Source organism: uncultured Maricaulis sp. (assembly GCF_905480005.1).
Lineage (GTDB): Bacteria > Pseudomonadota > Alphaproteobacteria > Caulobacterales > Maricaulaceae > Maricaulis.
Genome location: NZ_CAJQOO010000041.1, coordinates 1 through 12,008, shown reverse-complemented (window position 1 = coordinate 12,008; position 12,008 = coordinate 1). Strand labels below are relative to the sequence as shown.

General features: G+C 63.3%; 12 protein-coding genes and 1 pseudogene. 1 reads left to right on the top strand and 12 read right to left on the bottom strand.

Going from position 1 to position 12,008, the window contains the following annotated elements; all coding sequences use genetic code 11:
* On the bottom strand, positions 1–293 hold a 293-nt coding region (locus QZ266_RS05115; protein ID WP_295692192.1), incomplete at its 3' end, for a hypothetical protein.
* A gap of 334 nt (positions 294–627) precedes the next feature.
* Between QZ266_RS05115 and pip the strand changes: the two genes are divergently transcribed.
* The gene (gene pip, locus QZ266_RS05110; protein ID WP_295692196.1) at positions 628–1,593 is read left to right on the top strand and encodes a prolyl aminopeptidase; all 966 of its coding nucleotides are present in this window, start codon (positions 628–630) and stop codon (positions 1,591–1,593) included.
* On the opposite strand, the gene QZ266_RS05105 is transcribed toward pip, so the two are convergent.
* The 11 genes and pseudogenes from QZ266_RS05105 to QZ266_RS05055 all read right to left on the bottom strand — a co-directional run.
* A complete protein-coding gene (locus tag QZ266_RS05105; protein ID WP_295692189.1) occupies positions 1,590–2,942 on the bottom strand; it encodes a sodium-dependent transporter in 1,353 nt (450 codons plus the stop codon). The two genes, pip and QZ266_RS05105, sit on opposite strands and share 4 nt — an antisense overlap.
* Before the next feature lie 119 nt (positions 2,943–3,061).
* Entirely contained in the window at positions 3,062–4,219 is a 1,158-nt protein-coding gene (gene rodA / locus QZ266_RS05100; RefSeq protein ID WP_295692187.1) for a rod shape-determining protein RodA, read from the bottom strand.
* The gene (gene mrdA / locus QZ266_RS05095; RefSeq protein ID WP_295692185.1) at positions 4,219–6,093 is read right to left on the bottom strand and encodes a penicillin-binding protein 2; all 1,875 of its coding nucleotides are present in this window, start codon (positions 6,091–6,093) and stop codon (positions 4,219–4,221) included. Before mrdA ends, rodA begins: the two co-directional genes overlap by 1 nt.
* Positions 6,094–6,105: 12 nt before the next feature.
* A complete protein-coding gene (mreD, locus tag QZ266_RS05090) occupies positions 6,106–6,627 on the bottom strand; it encodes a rod shape-determining protein MreD (RefSeq protein WP_295692182.1) in 522 nt (173 codons plus the stop codon).
* A complete protein-coding gene (mreC, locus tag QZ266_RS05085; protein ID WP_295692179.1) occupies positions 6,624–7,670 on the bottom strand; it encodes a rod shape-determining protein MreC in 1,047 nt (348 codons plus the stop codon). The genes mreD and mreC overlap by 4 nt, the downstream gene beginning before the upstream one ends.
* A 34-nt stretch (positions 7,671–7,704) precedes the next feature.
* The gene (locus tag QZ266_RS05080; RefSeq protein WP_291889023.1) at positions 7,705–8,745 is read right to left on the bottom strand and encodes a rod shape-determining protein; all 1,041 of its coding nucleotides are present in this window, start codon (positions 8,743–8,745) and stop codon (positions 7,705–7,707) included.
* Between the two features lie 172 nt (positions 8,746–8,917).
* The gene (locus tag QZ266_RS05075) at positions 8,918–9,655 is read right to left on the bottom strand and encodes a TVP38/TMEM64 family protein (RefSeq protein WP_295692193.1); all 738 of its coding nucleotides are present in this window, start codon (positions 9,653–9,655) and stop codon (positions 8,918–8,920) included.
* A gap of 63 nt (positions 9,656–9,718) precedes the next feature.
* On the bottom strand, positions 9,719–10,243 hold the full coding sequence (locus QZ266_RS05070) for a hypothetical protein (RefSeq protein ID WP_295692175.1): 525 nt from the start codon (positions 10,241–10,243) through the stop codon (positions 9,719–9,721).
* 63 nt (positions 10,244–10,306) lie between these two features.
* A complete protein-coding gene (gene ilvC, locus QZ266_RS05065) occupies positions 10,307–11,311 on the bottom strand; it encodes a ketol-acid reductoisomerase (protein WP_295692173.1) in 1,005 nt (334 codons plus the stop codon).
* Entirely contained in the window at positions 11,292–11,837 is a 546-nt protein-coding gene (locus QZ266_RS05060; protein WP_295692171.1) for a hypothetical protein, read from the bottom strand. The genes ilvC and QZ266_RS05060 overlap by 20 nt, the downstream gene beginning before the upstream one ends.
* A pseudogene (locus QZ266_RS05055) lies at positions 11,834–12,008 on the bottom strand (tRNA (adenosine(37)-N6)-dimethylallyltransferase MiaA); the annotation flags it as partial. The gene QZ266_RS05060 and the pseudogene QZ266_RS05055, both read right to left, overlap by 4 nt.

Genomic DNA, 12,008 nt, shown 5'->3' with positions numbered 1-12,008 from the left:
AGCATGGCGGCCTCGAAGACCGACTGCGCCGTCTGGGCATTGGCCATGGCCGTTTCCACGGCGCCCAGTGCATCGGTCACGTCAGAGCGCGACAGGCCGGCGCCTTCACTCATGAGCACACGCGAGGCGGCATCAATGCTCGCCGCACCCTGCCAGGTCTCGACAAGATGGATGGCAACCCGGTTTATCGCCGGCAGGGTCGTGAGGTCGAGCTCGGCGGTTTCGACGTAGAGCGCGAGACCGCTCGCATCGGTTTCAGCATCCTGGCCGGCCAGCTGGTTCATCCAGCGCATCGCCGTGTCCACCGAACTGGCTTCCCGGATCAGACCACGCGTCTCGAGCGCGGATGTGAAAGCGTCGGTTGCACGCTCCAGCTCAAGCTGAGCCGGTGTGGAGGCGGTACGGGAACCCGGGAAAGAAGAGGCCGCGACCGAGATCGGCGCACTCGCGCACGCGGAAGCAAGACTGCAAAAACAAATGGCTAGCAGAGCGCGCCGGAATGCGATCATCACACGGTTGTTCCCAAGAACGATTGACAGCCCCAAATCGCCTGTGACGATACAGAGCGAAGGCCATTTAGGCTATGGTTTATTGTGTTTATGACTGGCTAACGGCACAGTGAACGATATGGATGCCTCCTACTCCAGACGCCTCCTCTATCCGCCGATCCGGCCCCTTCAGGCCTCGCGACTGGCGGTTGGCAATGGTCATGACCTCTATATCGAGGAATGCGGTCGCCCGGACGGGCTGCCCGTCATAACACTGCATGGCGGTCCCGGGGGCGGTGTCTCGCCTGCCCTGCGCCGCTTCTTCGACCCGCGCCGCTACCGCATCATCCTGTTCGACCAGCGGGGCTGTGGTCGCTCCACACCGCATGGCGAGCTGAGCCATAACACCACCCAGGACCTGATCGACGACATGGAGCGCATTCGCGAGGTCATGGGCGTCGACAAATGGGTGGTGTTCGGCGGTTCCTGGGGCGCGACCCTCGCCCTTGCCTATGCCCGCGCCCACCCCGATCGCTGTATCGGTCTGATCCTGCGCGGCATCTTCACCTGTACCCAGCGCGAGCTCGACTGGTTCTACAAGGACGGCGCCAACATGCTCTTCCCGGATGCCTGGGAGCGGCTGGTCGACCCTTTGAGCCCGGAAGAGCGTGGCGATATCATCCGCGCCTATTATGAGCGCCTGGCCGAGCCGGACATAATCAGGCGTCGTCCGGACGCGCTGGCCTGGTCACGCTGGGAAAGTGCGCTGATCTCGATGACCGGCGACCCGTCGGCACCGCTCGCCGACCCGATCCGCGCCGATGCCCTCGCCCGGATGGAAAGCCATTACTTCTTCCACCGCGGCTTTTTCGAACGCGATGGCGAATTGCTCGAGGATGCCGGCCGTTACAATCACCTGCCCGGTGTCATCGTCCAGGGCCGCTATGACGTCGTGACCCCGCCCCAAACGGCATGGAGCCTCGCCCGGGCTTGGCCGCGGGCAAGGCTCCACATGATTGGCGATGCCGGCCATGCGGCCGGCGAGCCAGGCGTGGTCGACGCACTCGTGCGGGCGACCGACGCCTTTGCCGACTCGTTCGGCTAGCCGAGACCCAGCATTGAACCAATGGCACCGCCATTGAACTTGGCGTCCAGGCCGAGGAAGAGAATGAAGCCGATGGCCGGCGGCACGACAAACTTCACACAGAAGTGGAAGAAGGCGAACAGGCCGTTCGAGGCATGGCTCAATTCTTCACGCATCAGCGATTTGGGAATGACCCAACCGGCAAAGACCGCAACCAGCAGACCGCCGAGCGGGAGCAGGAAGCTGCCGGACAGCCAGTCGACGAACAGGCCGCCGAAGTCTGACGACCAGACGGCACCGGCACCGATCATGAAGGCGAAGAAGCCGAGCAGCCAGGCCGCGGTCGGACGCGAGAAGTCGGAATGCTCCTCGACAAAGGCCACGGTTCCTTCAAGCAGCGAGATCGAGGAGGTGATTGCCGCGATGAAGGCCAGCGCGAAAAAGGCACCACCGATGATATTGCCCGCCGGCATGTCGGCGAAAACGGCCGGAAGCGCGGTGAAGATCAGGCCCAGGCCTGCTGCCGGATCGATACCCACCATGAAGACAATCGGGAAGATCATCAGGCCGGCGATCAGCGCCACCGCGGTATCGGCGGAGGCGATCAGGATCGAGGACGAGCCGATATTGGTGTCCTTGGACAGATAAGAGCCATAGGTGATCATGATGGCCGAGGCGACGGAGACCGAGAAGAAGGCCTGGCCGAGCGCGGCGACAAAGGTCTGCCCGGTCACGGCCGAGAAGTCCGGCGTGAACAGGTAGGCAATCGCCTCCGAGGCGGCACCGGTGGCCAGCGAGTAGATGGTCAGACCGATCAGCATCACGAAGAAAAGCGGCATCAGGAAGGTCGCGACCTGTTCGATCCCGCCCTTCAGGCCCCGCGCCACAATCAGCACGGTGATGATCATGAAGCCGGCATGCCAGGCGAGCTGGGTGAAGGCGCCCTGGTAGAACAGGTTGGCGCCGTCAGGCTGACCGAAACCGCCGGCGAAACCGGCAGCCGAATAGGCCATGACCTGTCCGGCGATCACCGAATAAGTGGTCAGGATCAGGAAACCACCCGCCGTACAGACCCAGCCGACGATCGCCCAATTGGCGGATCGCCCGGCTTCCTGCGCCATTTTGCGGGTTGAGGAGATGGCCGATTGCTGCGCATGGCGACCGATGGCGATCTCGGCCATCAGGACCGGCAGGGCGAACAGGGCCACACAGCCGATATAGATCAGCACGAAAGCCGATCCGCCATTTTCGCCCGTCTGGAACGGGAAACGCCAGAGATTGCCAAGACCGACCGCGGATCCGACCGCGGCAAGAATGAATGCGAAACGCGACGACCAATGCGCGTGCTGACCGGCTGGTGTTGCCGCCATGAGACTCTCCCCTGAAACAGGACGCGAAGGCGCGTCCACCCCTTACAGAATTGCCGCGCACACTTCCCCAACCGGCCCAGCCGGTCAAGCACGCGACGTTGTTGCAGTGCGGCGCAATATCAGCCGAACAGCCCGGCTCCGCGCGGCGGTTCCGCATTGCGGTGAATATGCGCGCCCAGAATGAGGCCGAAACCGGCCATCACGGCCAGGACAACCGTCCCGCCATAGGAGATCAACGGCAAGGGTACGCCAACCACCGGCAAAAGGCGCGACACCATGCCGATATTGATGAAGACATAGGAGGCAAAGGTCGTGATCACACCGATCGTCATCAATCGCAGGAAGGGCGACTTGCAGCTGATCGCAATAATCAAACCCTGGGCCATGATCAGCGCATAAACCGCCAACACGGCGATGCCGCCAACGAAACCGAACTCCTCCCCCAATGCCGTGAAGATATAGTCGGTCTGCATCTCCGGCAGATAGCCCAGCTTGGACTGGGTGCCCTCAAGGAAGCCCTTGCCGGTCATGCCTCCCGAGCCGAGCGTGATCACGGCCTGGTTGGGATGATAATTGATACCCAGCGGATCGAAATCCGGATTGAGGAAGGCGTGGACGCGGTCCATCTGATAGTCGGCGAGAATATTCTCGAGCCCGAACACGCCGATCCCGACAATACCGGCAAGCCCGACCCCGGCGACCGCCAGGATGAACCACCAGCTGAGCCCCGCCATGAAGATCACCATGACCCCGGTCGCGGCCAGAAGCAGGGTCGTACCCAGATCAGGCTGGCTGACAATGAGGATGGCCGGGATGCCGATGATCAGGAGGGGCGGAAGCAGGCCGGAAATCGTCGTGACCTTGATGTCCTCGAGGTCGTGATAGAAACGCGCCAGAGCCAGCACCAGGGCCAGTTTCATGATCTCCGCCGGCTGGAGACGGATGGGCCCGAGATCAACCCAGCGCTGGGCCCCATTGATTGTCACGCCCGCAATCTCGACCAGGACAAGCAGGATCAGGGCGCCGACATAGACCGGATAGGCCAGACCCATCCAGAAGCGCGGCGGGAACATCGCGATCACGATCATGCCGACAAAGCCGAGCGCAAAACGGACGGCGTGATTGATCGCCCACGGCTCCCAGCTGCCGCCGCCAACAGAATAGAGCATGCCGACGCCGGCCGCGCCGAGCAGGGCGAGGAGCAGGACCAGCGTCCAGTTGAGCTCCATCATCTTGCCGGGGATGTCGCGCGGCACGCTCTCGCGGAAAACGGCCATCAGGCGCCTCCCGGGCGGTCATTGCCAAGATCGGCGAAGACACCGGCCCGGCTGGAGGGGTCACGGGCGACAACGCGGCGCAGGATATCCCGGGCCGGACGTGTGGCCGCGGACGAACCGCCACCATGCTCGATGACGACCACGCAGGCATATTTCGGATTGTCGGCCGGCGCATAGCACATGAAAAGACCATGGTCGCGCAGGCGCCAGGGCAGGTCTTCCTGCTCGCGCACACCGGCTTCACGCTCGGCAGCGGTGATGGAATAAACCTGCGCGGTACCGGTCTTGCCGGCCATCTCGATATCATCAATGCCCAACCCGCCGAGCGAGAAGGACGTGCCACCGGCTTCCTCGACCACGGCGCGCAAGCCGTCACGCACCTGGGCCAGGGCATCATCATTGACGCCGATATGCTGGGCAGGCGGCATCATGGCATTCCGGTAGAGCGTCGGCGATACGGCCCGCCCCGACGCCACCCGCGCGGTCATCACCGCCAGCTGCAATGGTGACGCCGTCACAAATCCCTGCCCGATTCCGGTATTATAGGTGTCACCCGTCGACCAGCCCTGATCATAGCGCGACCGTTTCCAGGCCGGGTTGGGCATATTGCCCCGGCGGACGCCGGCGATGCCGATATCGAATTGCTCTCCGATCCCGAACCGGGTCGCCATTTCATGCAGGCGATCAATGCCAAGGCGCTCGGCGATCTCGTAGAAATAGATGTCGCAGGATGTCTTCACCGCTTCGCGCAGATTGACCAGACCATGGCCCCGGCGGCGCCAGCAGTGGAATTCGCGATCACCCAGACGCACCGAACCGGTACAGCGCACCGTCTCGCTCGGCGGGACCACACCATGTTCCAGCGCCGCCGCGGCGACCACGGCCTTGAAGGTCGAACCCGGCGGGTAGGTCCCCTGAATGGATTTCTGGAACAGCGGGTTGCGGTCATTTTCCCGCAGCGCTGCATAGTCCGCCGAGGAAATGCCGCCAACGAAGAGATTGGGATCAAAACTGGGCGATGAGACCAGGGCGATAAGCTCGCCGGTATTGACGTCCATCACCACGGCCGAGCCACTGTCCTGGCCCAGGCGTTCATGCGCGTAGCGCTGGATGTCGGCATCAAGGGTCAGCACCACGTCACGCCCGGCGACCGGCTCGGTGGACTGCTCCGGCAATTCGCGGATCACACGGCCACGTGCATTGACCTCGGTCTTGAGCGCGCCGGACTCGCCACGCAGATCGCTTTCGCGGGCGATCTCAACCCCGGTCTTGCCGATCCGGAAACCCGGATGGCGCAGGAGGCGTTCGGCATCCCGCGGATTATTGGCGATGTCCTCATCATTCGGCGGCTGCACATAACCCAGCACATGGGCAAAGGCCGGCCCATAGGGATAAGAGCGCACCTCGCCGACATCCGGCGTCACACCGGCCAGGTCGGGCGCGCTGAGATTGATCGACGCAAACGTGTTCCAGTCGAGATCATCCGCGACGGTAATGGCGTGAAAGCTGCGCTGGCTGCGGGCGGTCCGCAGGATGCGCTCACGCTCATAATTGCCGAGCGGCAGGAAAGGCTGAAGCCGGTCGAGCGCCGACGCCACATCGCCGGACTGTTCGGGGACAAGAAGAACGCGATAACTGTCGCGATTGTCGGCGACGGCGACGCCGAAGCGATCGAGGATGCGGCCACGCGATGGCGGCAGGAGATTGAAATTGAACTGATTGTCTTCCGACATCAGCCGGTAGCGTTCGGTCTCCAGGACCTGAAGCGAATACAGCCGTGCGCCCAGCCCCAGGAAGGCCAACCCGCCGGCGCCCGCCATCAGCAGGGCACGACGGGTGAATTTGAGATCCTGTTCCTGTCGGTCAGCGCGCATGAATAACTGTCATCACCCCCCGATAAAGCCCGACCCGCGCGACCGGCGACGCCGCAGGACAAGATAGGCCGGCAATGGAAACATCAGGATGGAGGCCACGATCTCGATCACCAGGGGCTGCAGATCCGCCATCTGTTCAAGCGCGAAACTGCCGGCAGCAAAGGCGATGCCATGGGCCAGCAATAGCGTCGCACCAAAGCGCAGCAGGACCGGCGGCAAGTCGCGCGGCATGCCATCCTCGCCCCGGAATCGGAAGACCGAGATTGAAACCAGATAGGCCAGTGCCCAGACCCCCATCGGCGCCCCGGTCAGCAAATCCTGGGTCAGGCCGATGGCAAAGACCGCGATCGGCGGCATGAATTGCGGCCGGACATTCGCCCACAGGAAAATCGCCATCAGCGTCCAGGTCGGCATGATGGTGAGGCCATCGACAAGACGGGTCGGAGACGCCTGGATGATCAGGGCGATCAGGACCGAGGCGATACAGCCGGTCGCAGCCAGCCATGGCGAATTGCGATCAGTCGGTTTCCTCACCGGTTATCCTCCGTCGCAGTCCCGTCGGGCGGTGTTGCATTCGTATCAGAGTCGTCGACGGCGGCGTCGCCCTGGTCCGGGCTCGCGTCTTCAGAACTGGTCGGCCCATCGCCTGCCGGTTCAGCGCCCGGCTGGTCAGCGCCCGCCTGGTCAGCAACCGGCGCCTCCTCTGTCAGCGGAATGTCCGGCTCGCTTTCCGGAACCGGCGCGGTCACACGCTGAAAGGGCCAGACCCAGACGAAATCGACCGGTGCCTGATCGGAGTAAAGCCGGACGCGCCAGCCGCCGTCACGGGTTGCGACCGCCTCCCCCACCGGCAGACCACGCGGCAGGATGCCGTCATCACCGGACGAGACAATGCGGTCGCCCGGCTGGATATCCGGTGCCCGACCGACATAATCGAGCCGTGGAAACTCCGAGTTGTCGCCAACAAGAATGGCTCTGGCATTGGAGCGATCGGCCATCACAGGCACGCGGGAATTGAGGTCGGTGAGCAGGAGGACACGCGCCGACCGGCGACCGGTCTCATAGACCCGGCCCACCAGGCCATAGAGATTGATCACAGGGTAGCCGTTGCGAATGCCGGCGTCGCTACCGCGACCGATCAGGCGGGCGCGAACGAAGGGGCCACGCGGATCGGCCACGGTCCAGGCGCCGATACGATCCTCGATCGCGGCGCTTTCCACATCGAGCACGTCTTCATAGACCTCGATGCGGTCGCGCTGGCGATAGGCCAGATCTTCCCAGTAGCGCGCTTCGGTCAATTGCTGGAGGAGGCGGTCATTCTCGGCAACGAGCTCACCCTGGCGACGCCAATAGGGCCCGATATTCTTGATCGCCCGCAAAGGCTTGGCGACGAGATCCAGGAGCGGCGCTGAAACATCGGTAAAGCCGGCGCGGAAACTGGCAAAAGGGGCTGAGCGGGAAGCCGGGCGATCAAAGGCGATCAACGCGCCGGAAACGACGAGAAGGGCAATGAATAGCGTCCGCGAAAAACGGATGCCCTGCTCACCGTCATGTCGTGTCGAGCGTCGCGACGCCACGCCTCACTCCTTCTCCCCCGTTTCGAGGTGGAGATTACACAGCTTCGGAGAGGATGGGACGCCAGATCCGAAGGTCTTCCACGGCTTTTCCACAGCCCAGCACCACGCAGGACAGGGCCTCATCAGCCAAGCTCACCGGCAGCCCGGTGCGTTCACGCAGCTCGGTGTCGAGATTGCGCAGCAGAGCCCCGCCACCGGTCAGGACAATACCCTTGTCGACAATATCGGCCGCCAGCTCCGGCGGCGTGGCCTCGAGCGCCTGCTTGACCGCCTCGACGATCTGCTCGACCGGCTCGGACAGGCTGTCGGCGATCATGGCTTCGGTCACGGCGATCTCGCGCGGGACACCATTCATCAAGTCACGCCCCTTGATGTCCAGCGACAGGCCTTCGCCTTTCACCGGTGGCATGGCCGACCCGATTTCCTTCTTGATGCGCTCGGCCGACGTCTCGCCAATCAGAAGATTCGCCGAGCGTCGGATATAATTGATGATGGCTTCGTCCATCTTGTCGCCGCCCACGCGGACCGAACGCGAATAGACAATGCCCGAGAGCGACATCACGGCCACTTCGGTGGTGCCGCCACCGATATCAACGATCATCGAACCGGTCGGTTCGTCGATCGGCAGGCCGGCACCGACGGCAGCCGCCATCGGCTCGTCGATCAGGTAAACCTTGCGGGCCCCCGCACCCAGGGCGCTCTCATGGATGGCGCGGCGCTCGACGGCCGTGGCACCGGAGGGCACGCAGATCACCACTTGCGGGCTTACCATCGCCCGGCGGTTATGCACTTTCTGGATGAAATGCTTGATCATTTCCTCGGCGACGTCGAAATCGGCGATCACACCGTCGCGCATCGGCCGGATCGCTTCGACATTGCCGGGCGTCTTGCCGAGCATGAGCTTGGCTTCGGCCCCCACCGCCTGCACGTGTTTGCGGCCCTTTTCGACCTTGTAGGCGACGACTGACGGCTCGTTGAGCACGACGCCGCGTCCCTTGACGTAGACGAGCGTGTTCGCCGTTCCCAGGTCGATGGCGATATCCGCAGAGAGCAAACCGAAGAGGCTGTTGAGCATGGGGGTGCTGAATCTCGAAAAGTGTGGCGGCAAAGCCGCGATGCAACTGTTTTTCTTGTGCGATGCTCCGAGCAAGATTGCAAGGGGCGCACGGGCATTCCCGGTCATAGTGGGCAGGTCTTAACCAGTCTTTAGGACTGGGCGGCCGGGTTTGAGCTGTTCTCGCCCCGGATTACGGCTCTTTGGCGGCATCATCCGGTTTGGCAGCAGCGGGCGCACGATTGCGCCGAAGCCATCCGCGCGCGACCAGCATGATGCCGATCCAGGCCAGGGCCGCCGCCGCGAAAGCAATGCCCAGCAGGACTTTGCCCTCGGTCAGCATGGTGCGGATGCTCTCGCCCATCAGTGCCACAATGAAGATCTTCGGGGCAGAGCCGAGCATCGTCCCCAGGGCAAAGGCCCAATAGGGCGTGCGCGCGACGCCGAACCCCATATTGACCATGATGAACGGCCCCGACGGCACCCACCGCACGACCATCGAGGCCAGCAGGCCATTGCGCCCGATAAAGTCGGAAATGCGATTGGCCCAGTCGCCGCCATAGCGCTTGAGGATGTCCGCACCGAAGAAGCGCCCGATGACATAATTCACCGCAGCGGAAAACTGGGTCGCGACAAACGCATAGATCGCACCGGTTGTCGGTCCGAAAGCAACCAGGGAGGCGGCGATCAGACCGAATTGCGGCGCGCCCAGGAATGACAGGGCGGTAAAGACCAGGATGGTCAGCGGCAGGGCGTACCATTCACTGGCCGAGGCGCGAAACCAGCTGCCCGCAGCCCCGGGTTCGATATCGAGCACGAAGCGCCCGATCACGAAAACCAGTGCCACCACAAGGAAGAGCACCACAGACACGCCTATGGCGCGCGCGGCACGCGCGTCCATGCGCAGGAAAAAATCGGTGAGTCGGTTCATCACGACAGAATTCCGGACCAAACGGAGACTCGCTTACCTAAGCACGCTTTGCGCGTCGGGCAATCAATCAGCGCCGTTTTCCTGGCGCAGAAGCTCGCCCGACATGTCGACAGCTTCTCCGGAGGCGATCGCCGCAAGCTTGGCCCGCTGAATGGCCAGAACACCCAATTGCTCGTCCAGGACTTTGAGAATATCGCGGGCTTCTTCCTGGTCGATCCGGCCCGGCGAGCGCTCGGTTTCGCTGAGACTTTCCATGATCGCGGAGATATTTCGCGCATTGCGACGGCTGGCTTCACCGGCCAGGGCCAGCCAATTGGCATCATCCGCCTTCTCGATCGGCAGAAAAATACCGCCCGCCAGCGCCGCCAGATGCTGGGCGGCCGCGGACGCACCGGACTCGGTCAGCTTGGCAATGCGGGCGTAGGAAATCTCGTTGGTCGAGTCCGGATCGGCCAGCGCATAAACGCGAGTCCGGCTCAGATCGAGCAATTCCATGACCGTCGGAATACCGCCGACCTCCTCGAAAACCCGCGCGACGACTTCCTTGGGCTCGCCATAGCGTCGAACTTTCACTGGATTGAATGACATGTCTCGCCCCCGCGCGCGATTCTGGTTCCGAATAACTCTATTACAGGTGGCGGGGCTTATTGGCTATTTCGTGGCACCGTAAATCCGTCGGCGCAGTTCAGCGCCCGCGGCCTCGATCGGCAAGGCCCGGTCAGCGGCCCGTTCTGCCTTCATGGCATCGCCGGCCTCATAGGTCTCGACCCATTTGCGGGCAAAGCGATCGGTTTCGATATCCGCCATCGCCTGGTCGAAAACGGCTTTCAGCTCCGGCCCGGCAATCTTGTCTTCGATCTGGCGCGCGCCGAATTCTGCCGTATCCGAAATCGCCTCATACATCCCGGCAATCCCGCGCGCCTGGATCAGGTCGGCGAGGTATTTGATCTCGTGGACACAATCGATATAGGCCATGCGCTCGCTGACCCCGGCGGCAACAAGGCGCTCATAGCTGGCCTTGGCCAGTGCGACGAGGCCGCCGACCAGGACAACCTGCTCGCCAAAGAGGTCGGAAACCGTTTCCTCGCGAAAACTCGTCGGGAAGATGCCGACTTCGCCCGAGCCAATCGCGGCGAGATAGGCCAGCGCCAGCTCGCGAGCCCGTCCGGAGGCGTCCTGATGGACCGCCCAGAAGCCGATCAACCCCTTCCCCTTCTCGAATTCCTGACGCACGGCACCGCCCGGCCCCTTGGCCGCGGCGAGGATGATGTCGGCGTCCGCCGGCGGTTCGATCAGCCCGTAATGGATGGAGAAGCCATGACACAGGATCAGCGCCTGGCCCGGTTTGCGGTGAGGCAGGATCGCGTCGGTCCATATCTGACGGTGTGCTTCATCCGCCGCGAGCAGCGAGATTGCATCGGCCCAGGCCGCAGCATCCGGCAGGGAAACCACATCGAACCCGTCGGCCTCGGCCGTGACGCGCGAGGGTGAGCCTTCCCGCAGGGCAATGCGGATTTCACTGACGCCACTATCGCGCAGGCAGAGCGCGTGCGACCGGCCGTGATTGCCATAGCCGACGATCGCCAGGCGGCATTGTCTTACGGGTTCTAGGTCAATATCGGCCGAATAAAGCGGCTCACTGGTCTCCACCGTCATCGGACGACTCACTCCCGGCTGGCTCTGGCTGATAGGACGGGTCTTCCGTACCCATGTCCAGAAGGCCGCGCCACTCACCGGCATCATTGCGATGCCAGACCGTCACATAGGTCCCGCGCGCCACCGCAACAGACGCCTGATCCCCATCGGTATGAATGCTCCACACCCCCCAGGTGACGCCGAAATCGTCACCGCTGCCGGCAAAGCCTTCCGAGGGCTCCCAATGCAACAGGGTATCACCTGTGAAGGGCTCATAGAGCGGCGCGATATCCTGCGTGCCCACGACCGGGTCGGGCGTGCCACGGACAAGACGCCCCTCGGTCGCATCCATCCAGTGCCCGAAGGCAGCGGCGGCCCCCTCCTCGGCTGCCATGGCGGCGAAGTCGCGGTCGGCCTGCATGATCGCGGCAACCGTGTCTTCCTGACTCTGGGCCGGTGCCGGTCCGGCCAGGGCCAAGGTCAGGGTCAGGGTCAGGGTCAGGGTCAGGGTCAGGGTCAGGCTCGTCGCTGCAAACACTGTCTTCATGTCGCTTCCCCCTCGAGCAGGACAGCCAGCGCGTCGCGGGCAGCGGCCGGGTCCAGCGTGTTTATCCGGTCCCAGCTGGCCGCCTGATTACGAAACCATGTCCCCTGCCGTTTGGCGTAGCGGCGACTATCACGCTTGGCGAGACTGACAGCGTCGTCGAGGGTTGTTTCA